This window comes from Enterococcus sp. AZ149, assembly GCF_051714285.1.
Taxonomy (GTDB): Bacteria; Bacillota; Bacilli; order Lactobacillales; family Enterococcaceae; genus Enterococcus_D; species Enterococcus_D entomosocium.
Genome location: NZ_JBIORO010000001.1, coordinates 3,250,594 through 3,268,832, shown reverse-complemented (window position 1 = coordinate 3,268,832; position 18,239 = coordinate 3,250,594). Strand labels below are relative to the sequence as shown.

At 45.1% G+C, this 18,239-nt stretch carries 17 protein-coding genes and 1 riboswitch; of the genes, 11 read left to right on the top strand and 6 right to left on the bottom strand.

Annotated elements, in window-relative coordinates; all coding sequences use genetic code 11:
* Positions 1-13: 13 nt before the first annotated feature.
* The 3 genes from IGI94_RS15210 to IGI94_RS15200 all read left to right on the top strand — a co-directional run bounded on the left by IGI94_RS15210 (position 14) and on the right by IGI94_RS15200 (position 3,183).
* Positions 14-1,276, top strand: coding sequence for a prolyl oligopeptidase family serine peptidase (locus IGI94_RS15210; protein WP_438771879.1), 1,263 nt, complete (start codon positions 14-16; stop codon positions 1,274-1,276).
* 68 nt (positions 1,277-1,344) lie between these two features.
* Entirely contained in the window at positions 1,345-2,259 is a 915-nt protein-coding gene (locus IGI94_RS15205) for an ROK family protein (RefSeq protein WP_016620279.1), read from the top strand.
* Positions 2,260-2,331: 72 nt separating this feature from the next.
* Entirely contained in the window at positions 2,332-3,183 is an 852-nt protein-coding gene (locus IGI94_RS15200; protein ID WP_042890882.1) for a MurR/RpiR family transcriptional regulator, read from the top strand.
* Between the two features lie 198 nt (positions 3,184-3,381).
* Here the strand turns inward: IGI94_RS15200 and IGI94_RS15195 are convergent, their stop codons facing one another.
* The gene (locus IGI94_RS15195) at positions 3,382-3,855 is read right to left on the bottom strand and encodes a DUF3955 domain-containing protein (RefSeq protein WP_052533231.1); all 474 of its coding nucleotides are present in this window, start codon (positions 3,853-3,855) and stop codon (positions 3,382-3,384) included.
* Between the two features lie 425 nt (positions 3,856-4,280).
* Between IGI94_RS15195 and IGI94_RS15190 the strand changes: the two genes are divergently transcribed.
* The 5 genes from IGI94_RS15190 (at position 4,281) to IGI94_RS15170 (ending at position 8,453) form a co-directional block, all read left to right on the top strand.
* A complete protein-coding gene (locus IGI94_RS15190; protein WP_086316654.1) occupies positions 4,281-4,595 on the top strand; it encodes a rhodanese-like domain-containing protein in 315 nt (104 codons plus the stop codon).
* Between the two features lie 2 nt (positions 4,596-4,597).
* On the top strand, positions 4,598-6,256 hold the full coding sequence (locus IGI94_RS15185; protein ID WP_430599717.1) for an FAD-dependent oxidoreductase: 1,659 nt from the start codon (positions 4,598-4,600) through the stop codon (positions 6,254-6,256).
* A complete protein-coding gene (locus IGI94_RS15180; RefSeq protein WP_005233232.1) occupies positions 6,249-6,548 on the top strand; it encodes a rhodanese-like domain-containing protein in 300 nt (99 codons plus the stop codon). The genes IGI94_RS15185 and IGI94_RS15180 overlap by 8 nt, the downstream gene beginning before the upstream one ends.
* Positions 6,545-6,805: a metal-sensitive transcriptional regulator gene (locus tag IGI94_RS15175; RefSeq protein WP_005230585.1), complete on the top strand. Its 261-nt coding sequence runs from the start codon at positions 6,545-6,547 to the stop codon at positions 6,803-6,805. The genes IGI94_RS15180 and IGI94_RS15175 overlap by 4 nt, the downstream gene beginning before the upstream one ends.
* 331 nt (positions 6,806-7,136) lie before the next feature.
* Positions 7,137-8,453, top strand: a complete 1,317-nt coding sequence (locus IGI94_RS15170; RefSeq protein ID WP_194199879.1) for an MATE family efflux transporter — start codon at positions 7,137-7,139, stop codon at positions 8,451-8,453.
* 70 nt (positions 8,454-8,523) lie between these two features.
* On the opposite strand, the gene IGI94_RS15165 is transcribed toward IGI94_RS15170, so the two are convergent.
* A complete protein-coding gene (locus IGI94_RS15165) occupies positions 8,524-8,730 on the bottom strand; it encodes a hypothetical protein (protein WP_008380254.1) in 207 nt (68 codons plus the stop codon).
* Between the two features lie 363 nt (positions 8,731-9,093).
* Complete coding sequence (locus IGI94_RS15160; RefSeq protein ID WP_008380252.1) at positions 9,094-9,834, bottom strand: SDR family oxidoreductase; 741 nt, start codon at positions 9,832-9,834, stop codon at positions 9,094-9,096.
* Positions 9,835-9,999: 165 nt separating this feature from the next.
* Here IGI94_RS15160 and IGI94_RS15155 point away from each other — a divergent pair, with 165 nt between their 5' ends.
* Positions 10,000-10,437, top strand: coding sequence for a MerR family transcriptional regulator (locus IGI94_RS15155; RefSeq protein WP_086298802.1), 438 nt, complete (start codon positions 10,000-10,002; stop codon positions 10,435-10,437).
* Positions 10,438-10,578: 141 nt separating this feature from the next.
* Here IGI94_RS15155 and IGI94_RS15150 read toward each other — a convergent pair whose 3' ends face one another.
* The 3 genes from IGI94_RS15150 to IGI94_RS15140 form a co-directional block, all read right to left on the bottom strand.
* Positions 10,579-11,328: a SagB/ThcOx family dehydrogenase gene (locus IGI94_RS15150; RefSeq protein WP_086298800.1), complete on the bottom strand. Its 750-nt coding sequence runs from the start codon at positions 11,326-11,328 to the stop codon at positions 10,579-10,581.
* A gap of 288 nt (positions 11,329-11,616) precedes the next feature.
* Positions 11,617-12,717 carry an iron-containing alcohol dehydrogenase family protein gene (locus IGI94_RS15145; RefSeq protein WP_005233244.1) on the bottom strand — a complete coding sequence of 367 codons (1,101 nt, stop codon included), beginning with the start codon at positions 12,715-12,717 and terminating at the stop codon, positions 11,617-11,619.
* On the bottom strand, positions 12,653-13,654 hold the full coding sequence (locus IGI94_RS15140; protein WP_005233246.1) for a bile acid:sodium symporter family protein: 1,002 nt from the start codon (positions 13,652-13,654) through the stop codon (positions 12,653-12,655). The genes IGI94_RS15145 and IGI94_RS15140 overlap by 65 nt, the downstream gene beginning before the upstream one ends.
* Before the next feature lie 599 nt (positions 13,655-14,253).
* Between IGI94_RS15140 and IGI94_RS15135 the strand changes: the two genes are divergently transcribed.
* A complete protein-coding gene (locus tag IGI94_RS15135; protein ID WP_008380239.1) occupies positions 14,254-14,889 on the top strand; it encodes an NAD(P)H-binding protein in 636 nt (211 codons plus the stop codon).
* Positions 14,890-15,234: 345 nt separating this feature from the next.
* Positions 15,235-17,883, top strand: coding sequence for an HAD-IC family P-type ATPase (locus tag IGI94_RS15130; protein ID WP_086316648.1), 2,649 nt, complete (start codon positions 15,235-15,237; stop codon positions 17,881-17,883).
* Between the two features lie 194 nt (positions 17,884-18,077).
* A riboswitch (FMN riboswitch) is annotated at positions 18,078-18,216 on the top strand.
* Positions 18,217-18,239 lie beyond the last annotated feature (23 nt).

Below are 18,239 nucleotides of genomic sequence, written 5' to 3'. Positions count from 1 at the left end.
CTGGAGGTTTTTTATGACAAAGACAGAGACTGATACACCTACCCAGATTACGTATTCCGTCCATTGCCAAAGATACGATTGGGGACCGGCAAACCATAAAATTGTGATTGATTTTGGACAAGTGATCGATGAGCAAGTAGATGCCTCGTTTTTTGAAGTACTAGGAGAAAAAGAAGGCTTTGATTGGTCGACGAAAATACCAAAGCAGATAAAAGGCAAGATCGAACTCAAAGAGGCTTATTTATCTGATTCGACAGGACAAAAGCAACCCGTCGATCTGCCGACGACGTGCGTTACATTGGCGTTGCAGGTTCATCCCGATGCCCCGTTGACATCACCCTTTGTCTTTAATCCACAGTTGTTTTTGAATCAAAAGCGACAGACGATGTATACGATCACGCTAAAGAAGCCTCTGTGTATTAATGGTTCTTCTTTGAACGAGCTCGTTTTGACGAACCAACAGTTTGAAGAAACCGTTTATGAAGGGACCGAGCAATTTCTGCAAAAAGAATTTTTTTATGAAGATGCTGAGTTTGGTGAGATCACTTTACACCATGCACTTTTTGAACCGAAGGAAAAAGGGAAGCATCCCCTAATCATTCTTTTGCACGGCGCGGGCGAAGGCGGAACCGATCCTGAAATTGCGCTTTTGGGCAATAAAGTGGTTGCTTGGGCTGATCCCGAAGTACAAGCGATGTTTGGTGGCGCCTATGTTCTGGTTCCTCAAGTGCCAGATATGTGGATGAACGATGGAAGCGGCGGTTACACTCAAGATGGCACCAGCAAGTATACCCGAGCTGTCAGCCGTTTGATTGATGAAGCAGTTCAGACCTTTGAAACGATCGATCCAACGCGGATCTATTTAGGCGGCGGCTCCAATGGCGGCTTTATGACCATCAATCTGCTTTTAAGAAAGCCCAATTTTTTCGCGGCAGCTTTTCCTATTTGTCAGGCCTATAAGACAGAATGGCTCGATCAAAGACAACTTGAAGGCCTCAAGGAGGTCCCACTTTGGTTGACTCATGGCATTCACGATCAAGTCGTTTCCTTTAACGAGCATAGTCAGTCATTATATGAAATGCTAAAAGCGATGAACCATCCTGAGCTTCACTTGACTGCTCTGGATGCGATAACAGACGAAACAGGCTACTATCAGGACGATACGGGCGAACCATATCACTACAATGATCATTGGGCATGGATTCCAGTTTATAATGGTGAGATTGCGAATGAAACCCAGTCGTTGTTTCACTGGTTAGCAAAGCAAAAACGATAATGGGTTATCACCTCGGAAGATACCATATATTCCGAGGTGAAATATTTTTTGAGAAAGTTGGGTAAACAATGAATTATCTTGTTTATGATATAGGAGGCAGTTACATCAAATACTGTTTAATGACGGGGGATCGTGAGATTTTCTTCAAAGGGAAAGTAAAAACACCTCTTGAAGAGAAAGCCTGCTTTTTAGTCGCTGTCGAAGAAATTTTTCGGCAATTCGAAGGGCAAGTCGATGGTATCGCCATCAGTATGCCGGGGAAAATTGATGTTTTCAACGGTTATGCCCATACCGCTGGTGTGCTGACCTTTTTAGAACAGACAAACATCGTTGATCTCTTTCATACATTCACTGATTTGCCGATCTCGGTAGAAAATGACGGCAAATGCGCGGCATTGGCAGAATCGTGGGTCGGAGCGCTGGCGCATACAGATCATGGCATCGTCTTGGTCTTTGGCACTGGTGTCGGCGGTGGACTGATCATCAATAATCGCCTACATCGCGGCAGCAGCGGGATCGCTGGCGAGTTTAGTTTTGTCCAGCAAACCGATGCGTACCATCAACCAGCCGCTTATTTCGGTGCTTCTGGCAGTGTTCTGTCGCTGGTTAGTGAAGGAGAACGAGTCAAAGGGATGGAAAAAGGCACGCTCAGTGGTGAGTTGCTGTTTCAACTGATTGAAGAAGGCGACAAAGAACTGCAAGGCGTTCTAGAAAAGTATTGTGATACGATCGCTCTTCATTTGTTCAACCTGCAGTATATTTTTGATCCCGAGACATTTGCTATCGGGGGCGGAATCAGTGAGCAAAAACGATTTATCCAAGAAATCGAAAAAAGCATTGATCGGTTGAAAGAGAAACACACATATCATCTTGCAGTGCCGAAGATCGTTCCGTGCAAGTTTCGAAATGACGCGAATTTGATCGGCGCCTTGATGAATCATCATTTAAATAAAGTGAAAAAAGTAAAACACAACCTTATATGAGCATGGGAGACACTCTGCGTTTAGAAAAAGACCAGAAATCGTTCGGTGCAAAATCGTTTGGGAGATATAGTCATGAATTTATTTGCAAAACTGAATTGTGTTAAATATTTGTCTGATACAGAACACAACATTATTGATTTGATTAATAAGGACCCAGTTGCTTTTACACAGATGACCATTCGTGAGATCAGTTCATTGGCATTTGTTTCTAAAGCTACCATCTATCGTTTTTGCAAAAAGTTGGGGTATTCCGGGTTGAATGAATTGAAATTAATGGTCACTGCCTCTTATGCCGATCAATTACAGCATGCAGATAAAAAAGTAGATTTGAATATTCCATTTGGAAAAACAGATTCTGCGTTTACCGTCATCTCAAATTTAAGAGATTTGTACGAGCGCTCGTTATTTTTGGCAACGACTTTTATCAGTGTCAAGGATCTGCAACAGATTGCCGTGGACTTGATCCATGCTGTCAATATTATTGTGTTTGTCGATGATGAACAGCTGCATGTAGCAAAAATTTTTAAAGATCGAATGGAAAGCTGTGGTGCCAGAGTCACAGTTCCTGCAAATCTCTATCAAAAAATTTCACTTGCACAATCGGCAGGCACCCAAGACATTGCGATATATGCTTCCTATCATCCTGTTCAAAAGCGTCACTTGGAGCTAGCAAAGATTTTAAAAGGCAATCAAGTGAAAATGGTCGTCATCAGCTCATCTGATGACCACTTACTCAATCATCATGGCGATCGCAACCTCGTAGTAGGCCCGATCGATCATGAAAAAGACAAGATCGCTGATTTTGCGATCACGATCATTTTTCAATTTTTGTTTGATTCCATCTACTCTGTTTTCTTTAAAGAGCATTATGAAGAAAACATTGAAAACTTACGTGCCTCTTACTTGAAATATCGGAATATCTGAAAGAGGATCTTGTGCTTGGAAATTGGGTTTTTAAGCGGTGAATAGCTAACTGTGGGACTATTTTCGTTTAGGGGTGGATTATCCGTTAGAGTCTGGAAATGCTGCTTGGCTAAGCGATAGTGTTCATTGAAGGGACTATTCTTTATTAAACAAAAGTTAAAAACTCGATTCCATCATCTGGAATCGAGTTTTTTTGCGTTATTTTCTTCTAGCAGCTCGAAAATAATTGATCCCGGTTCCCGCAAATACTACGAAACTAGCCAATAGGAACAAAAATCCTACGGGGATTAGATAGAAATTTTCATGTAAAATGCCGGATTGATCGATGTATTCCACGGAGCTTGCTTTGATGAAGAAGCAGGCAAAGCCGAATAGTAGTAAAAATGTTCCGATCAAGGTCGTGATCAAATTGAGTTTGGCGCGTCGAGTCTCGCTGCCGTCTTTGATTAGTTTTTCAGTGATCTTGTTCACTTGAGTTCCTCCTAAAATCAATTCATCAAGCGAGAGTTGAAAAATCGTGGCGATGGCAATCAGCATTTCTAAATCTGGTAGATTGCGATTGTTTTCCCAGTTCGAAACGGCTTGTCTCGTCACGTGTAATTGAGTGGCAAATTGTTCTTGGGTCAAGTTATTTCTTGTGCGTACTTCTTTGATTTTTTCGCCAAATTCCATCTTTTTTTCCTTTCGCTGATGTGACTTAAGCATAGTCGAAACCCACGCTGATTCCAAGAAAGCAGGGCTTGCTTCTTGATAAATCAAGGGAAAGTGGTGCTTGCGTCGTTTTTTATCTGCTGTTTTTTTGAGAGGAGCATCGTTTTTATTCTGAGGTCGTGAAAAACGTCTTTGACGAAGTGACCTTGTAGTGTGTTATTTTTTACTGCATATCTTTTTGTTTATTATAGCACTGAGGCTGAGGGGAAGGAAATATGTGGCTTTTTTTCCTCTTGCTTGATTGGTACATGTCCGATACATGACAGTTTATCGAGTGGGGAGCAACGCAACAGCAAGTTTCTTTTCTTAAAGAAAATCACTTAGTTGACAAATAGGGAAACATCTTGTTTAATATACCCCGGGAGGGTATAAGAAAGGAGCAAGAAATGTTTTCATTATTTAAACGCATACCAAGTATGTCAACAGCAGATTTACAAAAAGAAGGAGCCAAAGAATGGACGGTTCTGGATGTTCGCACGCCGGCGGAGTACCGTAGCGGGCACATTGCCTACGCCAAAAATGTACCGTTAAACAAGATTGCGGGCTTCACTAAAAAAGGTGACAAGAAACTGGCAGTCATTTGCCAATCAGGGATGCGAAGCAAACAAGCAGCCAAAATCCTAAATAAAAAGGGGTTTGATGTGGTCAATGTTCGCGGTGGCATGAATCAATGGCGGGGAACAACCAAAGGAGGAAAGTAACGATGGAAAAAATAGTTATTGTCGGTGGGGTAGCAGGAGGAATGTCTGCAGCAACGCGCTTACGTCGGCTTAAAGAAGTAGCGGAGATCATTATTTTTGAAAAAGGTCCTTTTGTCTCTTTTGCGAATTGTGGACTGCCGTATGCCATTTCTGGTGAGATCGAAGAGCGAGACGCCTTATTGGTCCAAACACCTGAGGCATTAAAAAAACGGTTTAACCTAGATGTACGGCCTTTTCATGAGGTACTGGCGATCGATCCGCAGGAGAAAACGGTCACGGTCAAACATGGCGAACAGGTCTTCACGGAATCTTATGATGCGTTGATTTTATCGCCGGGGGCAAAACCGCTAGTACCAGCGATCAAAGGGCTAGAAGAAGCAACCAACGCCTTTTCTTTGCGCAATGTTCCTGACTTAGACCAAATCATGGCACATCTTGAAGACAAAAAGCCTCAAAAAGCGACGATCATTGGCGCTGGGTTTATTGGGTTAGAAGTCGCTGAAAATTTACATAAAAAAGGCCTACAAGTAACGATCGTGGAAAAAGCACCACACGTATTGCCACCTTTGGATGAAGAAATGGCGGCGTATGTCAAAAATGAATTGATCAAGCAAGGGGTCAATGTTTTGACCTCGCAGTCAGCGACCGCTTTTGAAAAAGCAGGGCAAGAAATCGTTCTGGAGGATGGAACGGTTCTGGCTTCAGATATCACGATTCTTTCGGTGGGTGTCCAACCAGAAACGGATTTGGCAAAACGTGCCGGTATCCAATTAGGACACCGGGGGGGTATCCTGGTAGATGAGCAATACCAAACCAGCAAGAAAGACATTTACGCGGTGGGAGATGCCATCGTTGTGAAACAACAAATCACTAACGAAGACACGCTGATCTCCTTGGCGTCACCAGCCAATCGCCAAGGTCGGCAAGTGGCTGATGTATTGGGAGGACTGACTCGCAAAAACAAAGGCAGTATTGGGACGGCGATCGTGCGCGTATTCGATCTTGCCGCAGCGTCCACTGGGTTGAGTGAGCGCAGTGCCAAACTGGCGGGGCTAAATCCTCAGGTGGTTCATCTTTCAGGCAAAGACCATGCTGGGTATTATCCTGATGCGACGGATATTTATTTGAAATTGATTTTTGATGCTGATACTGGAAACATCTACGGTGCGCAAGGCATCGGTGCCAAAGGGGTCGATAAACGGATCGATATTTTAGCAACAGCGATCAAAGGTGGCTTAACGATCTTTGACTTGCCTGAACTGGAATTCACCTACGCGCCGCCTTTTGGCTCAGCGAAAGATCCAGTGAATATGATTGGCTATGCAGCGATCAATCTGGCAGAAGGAATCAGTGAGAATATCCAATGGCACGAATTGACGGAGGCCTTAGAAAACGGTAAGCAGTTGTTGGATGTTCGTTCAGAGATGGAATTAGCCAATAATGGGCGTTTTCAAGAGGCGCTCCACATTCCGTTAGATGAATTGAGAAATCGGTTGTCTGAATTGGATCCAAGTGTTTCGTATGTTGTTACGTGTCATAGCGGATTGAGAAGCTACATTGCCGAACGCATCTTAAAACAAGCGGGCATCAATTGTCAAAACCTCGATGGTGCCTTTTCGTTGTATAATACTATTAAGCCGGAGATGATTATTCATGATTAAAGCAATATCTATGGAGGAATTTACCCAAAAAGAAAAACGTGAGGCGCTTGAGATCCTTGATGTCAGAGAAGTTGATGAGTTTGCACAAGGACACATCAAAACAGCACAAAACCTACCGTTGAGCGAGCTGACGGAACAGATCAGCGACTTAGAGAAGGATAAAAATTACTATGTCATCTGTCACTCAGGGACTCGTTCGCAAATGGCGTCTGAGTTTTTGAGCCAGCAAGGGTTTCAAGTGACCAATGTCCTCGGCGGCATGTCAGCATGGAGAGGAGAAATCAAACGATGACCGCATGCAACAAAGATATTTTGAATCGGTTAAAACGAACCGAAGGCCAGTTGCGGGGGATTCAAAAAATGATCGAAGACGAGAAAGAATGCGTCGATGTCATCACGCAATTGTCCGCCGTCAGTTCCAGCGTCAACCGTATTATGGGAATCATTGTCGCTGAGAATTTGAAAAATTGTTTGGAAAATCCAGACAGCGACACGGAAACCCAAAAGCAGAAAATCGATCAAGCCGTTCAGCTGATCGTGAAGAAATAGCGGGATTTTTGAAAGGTTTGTCGCGTTTTTTATCATCCCATAGAAAAGGTTCAGAAGAGCAGTATGTTCTTCTGAACCTTTTTATTCTTCATCAGTGATTGCTTGTCGACACCAATGGAGGAAATAAGCGGAGCTTGTCGGGATGTTTTGTTTTTTAATTACGAAGGAATATACACCGAGAAGGCTGTATGGTTAAATGGAGAGAGAAACGTCAAAACGCCTGATGGGTCGTTGAGTATTTGCGACTATTAACGATCGCTTGTATTGTGATGTGAATCACAATTAGTGGGTGGGCGTTGTTCAGTTATTGCGAAGGAGAGAGGAGAGCTTCTTGAACAAAAAAATACAGTCTTTTACATTGCCTTTGATTGCTTCCAATTTGTTTCAAATCATTATTGCACAAGTTTCCTTAGCGATTATTTCAAGAAGATCCACGGAAGCGCTGGCGGCGATCGCACTGATCGACGGGTTTCTCTATGCTTTTGCGGGTATCTTAGGTGCGATTGGGCTGGCTTTTAATATTTATGGCGCAAAGGCAGTCGGGCAAAGAGAAGAGACGCAGTTAAATGATTATCTGTCGTCGGTTCTTTTTTTAGTAGTCGCGATCGGTGTGAGCTTTTTGCTGATTTTCCTGCTTTTTGGACGAGACATTTTACAGCTTGTTTACGGATTTAGCGGGGAGCTGCTAGGAACTGCGACGTTGTATCTTGCAATCATGTCCCCCTATATTTTACTTACGTTAGTCACGTTTGTTTTTACTAGCCTTTTAAAAATTGAAAAGAAAACGAACTACATCCTCGGTGTTTCGATCATTAGTGCGTTGGTACAGGTGTTGCTTAGCTATTTATTGATCAACGGCAATCTCGGTTTTCCCGCCATGGGGGTCTTAGGCAGTGGCATCGCAAATATGCTTGCGACTTTGTGCTTGCTGGGGATTTATGGGGTTCTTTTAAGAGAAAGTCTAGCAAGAGGGCTAAAACAAAGACCACGAAAACGCGCCTTTTTATTGAAAAAATCGATCCCCTTAATGATTCAGGAATGCTTTGAAGGCTTAGTCTTTATTATTGCTTTTGAAGCTTTCGTCTCACGGTTGGGTGTTAGTACGCTGGCCGCCTATGCGATCGGCAGCCAAGGATTGATGATCGCACGGTTGCCTGCTTTGATGTATGGCAACGCAGTGACCGTCTTTGCGAGTGAGGCGAATGGTCAGAAAAATCGTCAGAAGATTTTAGCAGTGGGAAAAAGTGCCTTCGCTTCTTCTTTCGTGGCTTATGTTGGAATCGCCAGTCTGATCTGGGGCTTTCGTTCTGCTTTTTTCCAGTTGTTTACTACAGATGTAGCTGTTTTAGACTTGTTGCCAGCTATTTTGCCAATCATGCTGGGGATAATGCTCGTCAGTCCGTTATATGAAATCACAAAATACTTATTACAAAGTTTGGAGTGCAGTCGCATGGTTTGTCTGTTGACAGGATGCGTCAACAGTCTGGTTTTAATGGGAATCACAGGCTTTTGGAGCAGTGGGCAGCTGAACTTTTTCTTCCTCTACTGTCTATACGGTTTGAATTTCCTGATTCTCGGCAGTTTCTTTGCAGGGCTGTTTTATTGGACGATCAAGCAGCGTTATCCTCAAGGCAAAGGACGCCTTTGAGGGGGATAGAAAAAAGCGAAGGTGCTGCTGATCCTTCGCTTTTTCGTCGCCTACAATTGGACAGGGGAGATTAATTGTGGCTGACTTCTTCGTAAAAGATAGCATTGCGTTCTGCAATCAGTTGGGTTTCCCTTCGCTCTAATTCGAGAAAGGTTTCGTCTGCCAGCAATTCGGCAGCAGAGTAGCCGGCCGCCAAGAAGTTTTCTGCATAGGTCAATTTCTGATTCGTGATGTTTCTTCGTTGCTCGGCAATGACGAGCAGCTGTTTCACATTCATACACTCACTCCATTCTTTTATAAAAAGCAAGTACTAAAAGAGGACAGCTAATAATACTTGCAAGTCAACGTTGAAGGCGGGATATCAATCATGCTCGGCTATTCATAAATAAGAGAAATACGGTAGGTTCGTTTCTGATTGGTCGTTTTATACGGAAGCTTTGTACTAAGTATAAAAAAATTTCCCCCGTAGCAACAGAACCTAGTCGTTTACATAAAGCAACGATTGGTTTACATTACTCGGACAAGCGGGTGTTACAAGAAAAACAAGTAATTTTTCCTAGGGGAACGGCGGGATTTGACGACAAAAAAACCTGCGATCGCCTCAGGCGGATAGCAGGTTTCACGGGCTAGTAGAAATAGCTTAAACGGTTTGTTTTGCTGGGCGCAGCAAGACTTCGCTGATCGCCACATGTTTGGGCTGTTGAATGGCATAAACCACTGCATTTGCTACATCTTCTGGCGTTAGGCTGTTGCCTTCTACGCGAGAGGTTTCTTTCAAGGCTGCTTCTAGTTGAGCATTACCTACGGTTTCAAACAATTCCGTGGAGACCATTCCCGGAGAGACGATGGTGGAGCGAATGCCATGTTCACGTTCTTCTTGGCGCAAGCCTTCCATGATTGCACGAACTGCAAACTTTGTCCCGTTGTACACGGCAGATCCCGGGTAAATGACATGTCCAGCAACTGAGTCAGTGGCGATGATCAAGCCATCTTGTTGTTTTTGCATGATGGGCAGCACAGCGCCGATCCCGTTCAATACCCCCATGATATTGATATCCAGCATTTTTTGCCAGCTGTCATAGTTCAACTCTGCCAAGTTTCCTTGAGGCATGATACCAGCATTATTGAAAAGGACATCAATACGACCAAAGGAGGTCATGGCTAAATCAATGACTTGTTGGACTTGTTCGCGATTCGTGACATCGGCTGTTTGATACAAAACATTTTCTCCTAGTTTTTCAGCCAGGGCTTTAATGCGCTCTTCGCGGCGGGCTGCGATTACTACTTTTGCCCCTTGTTCGGCTAGCTTAACGGCGGTTGCTTCCCCAATTCCCGAAGAGGCTCCCATAATTACGATAACTTTTTCTTTGATTTCTGTCATTTGTATTTCCTCCAGTGAATGATTTTTTCATCGAATCCTGCTGCTGCCAAACCCAAACCTGCGAGATGACGGGTGATTGACAGTACAGTGCTTGCGGTGTATTTTTATTGTAGAACCTGAAGTTAGGTTTAGGTCAAGGGAGAAACAAAATTTTTTTTAGGAGCGATGCAAGTGAGTTACTCGATTGGTGAAGTATCAAAAACGACTAACATCCCCATCTCGACACTACGTTACTACGATCGAGAAGGAATGTTTCCGAATATGGCCCGTAGCAATGGCGGCATTCGGGTGTTTTCAGAAAAAGAAGTAGCGACGATCAAAGTGATCGATTGTTTGAAGAATACCGGCATGCCCATCAAAGACATCAAGAATTTCTTGGATTGGGGCGAAGAAGGCGATGCGTCTTTGCAGAAACGACAGCAGCTGTTTCATGAACGTTTGGAAGAAGTCACCAAGCAAATGGCAGCCTTGCAAGAAACGATGAATACGATCAAATACAAATGCTGGTACTACGATACAGCGATGGCAGCAGGTACCGAGGCGGTAGTAAAAGAGTTGCCGCTAGAAGAAATACCAGAAGAAGTCCGATCATACAAACTGTAAGTCCATCGAAAAACCACCTGCTGTTTTTGCAGGTGGTTTTTCGATTCTACTGGTTTTGCTGGGAAAATCAACCTTGCCAGTTGCCGTTTTCTAATGAAAGACTGACAATCCTACGAAAATAGGCTCTGTTATTCAGTAGCGCTACTCAATAACCCCCACTGGAATCAAATAGCGGGGTTCATTTTCCGTCGGCAGTTGTAATAATTCTTTGAGTTCATGATCCGTGAAGGCGCCGATCGGCACAGCGCCTAAGCCTAACGCTTGGGCTTGTAAAAGGACGTTTTGGGCGGAATGACCGACTTCGATATAGGCATAGCGTTCGATTCCTCGGTCCCCATAGCGCTCAATCAGTCGTTCATAAACCACTGTATAAAGCAATGTGGCAGGTGCCCGTTGGATCGCTTGCTGATCCAACGAACCTTCCGCCAATGCGGTCCGAAAATCACCAGCAAGGATTTTTTCTAAGGCATGTTGCTCAGGTTGATACAGATAAAGCCCTGGCTCAAGCCCCGTTACCTGTGTGACCACGACATAGAGGTCTAAGGGATACAAGGCACCAGCCGAAGGCGCTGTCCGGCGACCATCTTCTGTAGTGACACCGGCAGCGGCCCATAAAAGCTGTGCCAGCTGTTCTTGTGTTAGCTCAGTGTCTTGAAAATCTCGTTGCGAGCGCCGCTCGAAGAGAGCTTCCGCCACACTGGTTTCCCCGTCTAAGATCGGTTGCGGCAGTGGAAAGGTTTCATAGGAAACCGCAGGTTCAGAAGAAGTGGCGGTGTTGGTAGTCGGTTGTTCTTCAATCGGTGCTGTATCCGCACTGCAGCCAGTGAGGAGTAAGCCCAGCATCCAAAGAGCGCCTAAATGAGCAAAGCGAAATCGTTGGTAACGGGTCATGAGGGTTCCTCCTTTTCCTAAGGACTTCGTGTTATTTATAAGTATAACAAGGATTGCTTTTTCATGCGCTTTTATTCACAAGTAGATAATTAGGGAGGTAAGCAGTCTCTCAGTCGTATCATAGGCTGATTGTGCTTTTTAATATTTTCTAAAGACCTAGATAATGAGTAGTATCGTATTAACTTGCTATGAATATTTTTTATGAAATCCAAACCGACTGCAATCAAACGTAAGAGAAAAAAAGGCCATACAAAAACCCTCCAGCAACGAATTGCTGGAGGGCTTCATTTAATTCGCAGCTGCCAATGACGCTTGGTTTTGTTTGGCATGGTAGGCTTCTACGTCTAAGATTGCTTGTTTGAACATTTCTCGCGTGATCTCATAAGGCACGTGGACGATATCATTGGTGGTCATTGCTTTATCTAAGATTGCCTCAAGGTCGCTGGTGGCGTTAAGACCCATATCTGCTAAGCAAACCGGCAGTTTGTTTTCCTTCATAAAGGCGTAGATGCGCTGGAAGAGGGCCTCTTGCTGATCGAGCTGCAACAAGGCCAAAACACCGTAACTAACGGAAGCACCATGCAAATAGTCTTCCATTTTTTCCAAAACGGTCGTTCCGTAGTAAAAGGAATGGGCAAGGGCGGAGTTGTAATCATTGATGACTAAGACGGAAACTAAGCCGGTAGTCACGATGATATCCAAGACGACTTGCTCAATGGCATAAGATGGCTGATTGGCGGCACTGTCTTTCAAGGCTTGTGTGCCGTATTGCAATAAGCGTTCCGTGCACATTTTGCCGATTTGGATGCCTAACCCATCGGTGTAGTCTAACTCATCGCCCCGCGCTGAAAACGTCGATTCGATCTCTTTGGAGAGGGCATCGCCGATTCCTGCCCATAAGTACTTGTCGGGGGCCTGGGCGATGATCTCACTGTCGATAAAGGCATGGGTCGGTGGTTGCGAAGGGAAAAACAGCCCTTGCATCTCGCCGTTTTCTTTATAGATGACACAGACCGCGGTGACTGGTGAGCAGTTGGAGCCGATCGTTGGAAAGGTGAAGACTGGTTTGCCTGCTTTTTCTCCAACCACTTTGACGGTATCGCAAACGCGGCCGCCGCCAACGGCGAATAGAACATCGGCGGCTTGGACGCTTGGATTGGCTAACAGCTGATCGACGTTTTCATAGGTCGAGTTGCCGCCGTACCACAAGGTATCCGTCACTTTGACTGCTGACGTTAAACCGGCTTTGATCTTGTCTTCGGCTTTTTCAAGGGCGGTTTTTCCGCCGATGATCACGGCATTGGTGCCGTATGGTTTTACGATCTCATTTACTTTTTCGTAGGCGTCCGCCCCGATTGTGTAGTTTGGCAAAAAGATACTTTGACTCATACTGTTTTCCTTCTTTCTTGGCCACGAGATTGGCTAAAATTGGTCCGGTAATTTGATGGATCACCATGCCGACTGCGGCAGGGGTAACGGCTGCAGCAATGGCGGCAAAGTGGGCATTGGCTAACGAGATCGCTAGGCCGGTATTTTTCATTCCTAATTGAAACATGATGGATTTGGCTTGGGTGGCACTGACGCCCATCACACGGCTCAGACCATAGCCTGCACCGTAGCCGATCAAGTTATGGAGCAAGACTAAGAAAATCACGATCAAGCCAGATTGGACGATGACGGCACCGTTGCGAGCGACAGTTCCGGCAACGATCAATAAGATACTAACGGAAGAAATCAACACAAATGATTGCAGAAATCGCTCGATGTGCTTGGCAATGAGTTTGTGGACGATCACCCCTAAAATGATCGGCAAAAGCACCATCTGCAATACAGACAAGAGCATTTCCCAGAAGGAGATCTCAGTATACTGACCAGCCAAGATGTAAACCAAAAAGGGGGTAACGACGGTCGCTAACAAGGTCGATACCGTGGTCATGGAAACGGTGAGGGCGACATCGCCTTTGCCGATAAAGGTCATGACATTGCTGGCGGTTCCACCAGAAACGCAACCTAGTAGGACAAACCCGATGATCAAACCGGAAGAAAGACCAAACAGCTGCGCTAAGCCGTAAGCAACCAAAGGACTGATGGTGAACTGGAAAAGCACTCCTAAGATGAATGCTTTAGGCTGTAAGACGACCATTTTAAAAGCAGCAACGTTTAAAGTCATCCCCATACAAAACATGATGATGCTCAGAAGAATCGTTGTACGAGGCGGAATCCATAAGAAGGGTTGCGGGAAAAAATAAGAGACGATCATCAATAAAATCATGATATAGATCAAATACTTGTTTACAAAAGCAGCGATCGTGTTGACGGTTTTCATAAGAAAAAATCATCCTTCCTTTTTCTGCATGACCAATCAAGTGTTCAAACAGAAGGGGTCTTTAGAATAAGTGCAGTGCATAACCGTGGGGAATCGGCAGCAGTTGTTCAACGAGCGTTTTCGGATCTATCTGACATCAATGTGTCAGCCTGCAAAAGGCCGCTTCCTTGAAAATGGGTATAAAAAAACACTCCATCTCAAGAAGTTGATCTTCTTTTTGGATGCAATGTGAATAGGGACTCTTTGAATGTATAAATCAAACAGTCCCGGCTATAATAATAAAATAATTCGTTTGCTAACATTGGTGCGGGTCATATACGCCACCGTCCTTTTCTTTATTTGGAATTTTCTAAATATTTAAATTATTTCTACCTAGTCTACAAAAGAGTCAAGGCTTTGTCAATCGTTTGAGAAAATTTTTTTCATTTTTTTGGGTGTTTTTTTAAAAACATGGGTTTCTATGGGGAAAAATAGCAAGAATTGGTTTGTGCTGTGCCTTTTTCTCCTTCGTTTAGAAACAGAATAGTTGTTGGATCTAGGTTTTTGTCCTACGATGATACTAGCAAGAGTTGGAAAAAGAGTCGAGAGGAGTAAAGAAAATGAAGATTTTTGTCGTTGGTGCTACCGGACGGGTGGGCCAAAAATTGATCGCCTTTCTAGAAAAACAAGGACACATCGTTTATGCTGGTGCGCGCAGCAGTGAGAAAATCACAGAAACGGAGAATATCAAGCCCGTGTTCTTTGATTTACACACGGAACCGGAAGAGATGGCGGCCAAATTCGCAGATGCGGAAGCGGTATACTTCGTGGCGGGTTCCCGAGGCAAAGACTTGCTGCAATCTGATCTGTATGGTGCGGTCAAAGTGATGCAAGCCGCTGAATCAAAAGGAATCAAGCGCTACATCCACCTTAGCTCAGCCTATGCCTTAGAACCTGAACAGTGGCAAAGGGAAGGCATGGCGTCATTGATGGATTACACGATCGCCAAATTTTTCTCTGATCGCTGGCTGATCGACAATACCGCACTAGACTATACGATTTTGCAGCCGGGTGCGTTGAAAGAAACACCAGGATCTAGTTTGATCGAGATCAGTGAAACGACCTCTGGTGCGATCCCGATCGAGGATGTCGCCGTCTTGTTAGGTGAAATGCTGGAACGTCCAGCAACTTATCAAAAAGTCATCAAAGTCCAAGCAGGAGAAACACCGATCAGCGAGGCACTGGATCAGCTTTAAGGCGTGCCTTTGGGCTTGAAGAGAATGTACTGAAGGAACTGCACGGCAGCGAATCGTTGTCGTGCGGCTTTTTTTTCGTAAAACTTTGAGATGCCCCTTCATTGCTATGAAAGCGATGACTCTTGACTTTGGAAAAATAGTTTGTTACGCTTATTGCTAACTTTAGAGGGGGTGGTAAACGAATGTCAAGCGACTCGAGTGACGGTGAGCAGAAACACTATTTTGACTTGCCTTACTTTTTAATTGAATAGGAGACCAACAACAGCGCGTTATTTAGGAGTAGTTTCTAAATAAGGGGCTTATTTGCGTTATCCATCAATGAAAAAAGAAAAGGAAGAAGAATAAATGAATAAAAAAGAGTTTCAATTATCAGTGTCAGAAACAATCGAACAGTATCAGGTGCCCTCTATCGATCAGGGATTGACTGAGGCGCAAGTAACCGAGCGGTTAGAAACCTACGGATTGAACCAATTAGCGATTAAAAAAACCGCCAAGTGGCGGTTGCTGCTGCGGCAATTCCATAACACGATCATCTACATTTTGATTTTCTCCGCCATCTTAACGCTGCTGATGGGGCATTTCTCTGATGCCGTGATCATTGGCATCGTCGTACTGGTCAATGCGTTGATCGGTTATTACCAAGAAGCAAATGCTTCCGATGCGTTAGAGCGGATCAAAGAGATGCTATCAGCAGAAGCCACGGTCTATCGGAATGGGATTCGGCAAGACATTCCAGCTGCCGAAGTCGTTCCGGGGGATGTTGTATTCTTAGAAGCCGGTGACAATGTGCCTGCGGATCTGCGGATCATCGAAGCCGACAACTTGCGTATCCAAGAATCCGCCTTGACTGGTGAAGCCGATTCGGTGGAAAAAATAACAGATGCCTTAGTGGATGAAGCAACCCCATTAGCAGAACAACGGAATTTGGCGTTTGCTTCGACTTCCGTGACGTCAGGAAGCGGGAAAGGAATCGTGATCGCTACCGGCGCCACGACTGAGATCGGGAAAATCTCCACAGAAGTCAATCAAACGGAAGAACGAAAAACGCCGTTGATGAAAGAAATCGATGGGCTGGGGAAAGGCATCACCTATGTGATCATGGGCGTGGCGGTCTTGCTGTTTATCGTCAGTTTGTTCCAGCAAACCTACGCGATCTCTGTCTTGTCCTTAGCCGTCGTCACCATGATCGTCGGCTCGATCCCAGAAGGATTGCCAGCAACGACATCGGTGGTTTTGGCGATGGGTGTCAGCGACATGGCAAAAAACAAGCACACCATCATCAAAACACTGCCGGCGGTTGAAACGCTAGGCTCAGTGGATGTGATCGCGACGGATAAGACCGGTACCCTGACCAAAAATGAAATGACGGTCAAAGACATCGTATTGGCTGAGCAGGAATATGAAGTGACGGGTGACGGCTATGCGCCGGTGGGCGTGATTCGTCCAAAGCAGGAGGACGTTCGCACGCAAGACATCTTGCAGTTGTTTTTGGAAGCTGGCTACGAAGCCAACGATACGGTATTGGTGCCAGAAGGAAATCACTGGACGATCAATGGGGAACCAACAGACGGCTCCTTTTTGACGCTGTATCATAAGCAATTTGCCTATCCGCAAGCACCTGCTTACCAAGAGCTGGATATGCTGCCCTTTGATTCGGACAACCGCTACATGGCGAAACTAGTGGCAAACCCTGCGGGGGAACGCTTGCTATTTGTTAAAGGCTCCCCAGATAAATTGTTTGAAATGGTGCAAAAACAAGCGGCACCTTCTAATGAAGCCTATTGGACAGGTCATGTTCGCCGCTTGTCGGCAGAAGGCAAACGAGTGGTAGCGGTGGGCTATCAGAAAGTTTCGATTGATCACATTGATGAAACGATTTTTGAGCAAGGGCTACAATTACTAGGGATCGCCGGGATCATCGATCCGCCGCGAGAAGAAGTGATTGCCTCCCTGAAGGAAATGAACCAAGCCGGTGTTCAAGTGAAAATGATTACTGGGGATCACCCTCTGACCGCCAAAGCGATTGGGGAAAAGCTTGGCTTAGCGGATGAGATTCACGTCGTGACAGGTGCCGAGTTGGATCAGATGAGTGAAGCTGAATTTCAAGATGCTGCCTTGACGAATCAAGTCTTTGCACGAACCACGCCGAAAAATAAATTGGACATTATCAAAGCGCTACAAGCCAAAGGCAAAGTCACGGCGATGACAGGGGACGGCGTTAACGATGCCCCGGCGTTGAAGCGGGCGGATATCGGTGTAGCGATGGGGATCAGCGGCACGGATGTAGCCAAAGATTCTGCTGATATGATCTTGACCGATGACAATTTCGGTACCATGTCCTTAGCGATTCGCGAAGGACGCAGGATCTATGACAACATCAAAAAGAGCATTCTGTTTCTGTTGCCGACATCTTTTGCCGAAGGGCTGATCATTGCCTTTACGATCATGATGCAAAAAGAATTGCCGCTGCAGGCGACACAACTGCTGTGGATCAACATGGTTTCTGCTATTACGATCCAGTTTGCGTTTATCTTTGAACCAGCAGAGTCTGGGATCATGAGCCGCAAGCCGCGAAAGACAGGCAATAAATTGTTGAATCGTCACGATATTTGGCAGATGGCGTATGTGTCGATCTTGATGGCAGTCATCAGTTTGATCGCTCATGACTGGCTCTTGCTGCAAGGCGTCAGCGAAGCCGTTGCCAGTACCATGATGGTCAATATCGTGGTCTTGAGTAAGATTTTCTATTTGTTCAACATCCGTACCAGTGCACCAGCGTTTTCTAAAGCTTCCTTCACCAATCCAAAAGCGTTCGTGATCATTGGTGTAATGCTGGTTCTGCAACTGTTATTGACCTATGTTCCATTTATGCAAAGCGCCTTTCATACGGAGGACATGTCCTTGATCGGCTGGGTCATCTCAGCAGCTTCTGGGATGGTCGTCTTACTCGTGACGGAGTTCGATAAATGGCTTCGTTCGAGAAAAAATATTTAACCTAGGTTTTCTCGTATTTTTTTACAGGCAAAATCGCCTTGCTGCAGCTTAGGAAAATGGCGGAACGACAAGGGATTTCTGCTGTCGCTTCTTTGGGATTGCCAAAAGAAAAAGCCAAGAGGAATTCCTATTGGCTTGTAATCAGGCCTATTGACAAACAAAAATGGTCGGGCTAAAATGCACATGAATTGAATAGTATTCTTCGGGGCAGGGTGTAATTCCCGACCGACGGTGACAAGTACAATGCTTGAAGTCCGTGACCCGCATAGCTATGCGGTGGAGCCAGTGTGAATCTGGCACCGACAGTGAAAGTCTGGATGGGAGAAGAAAAACCACAAAATTTCAAGGGGCGCAGT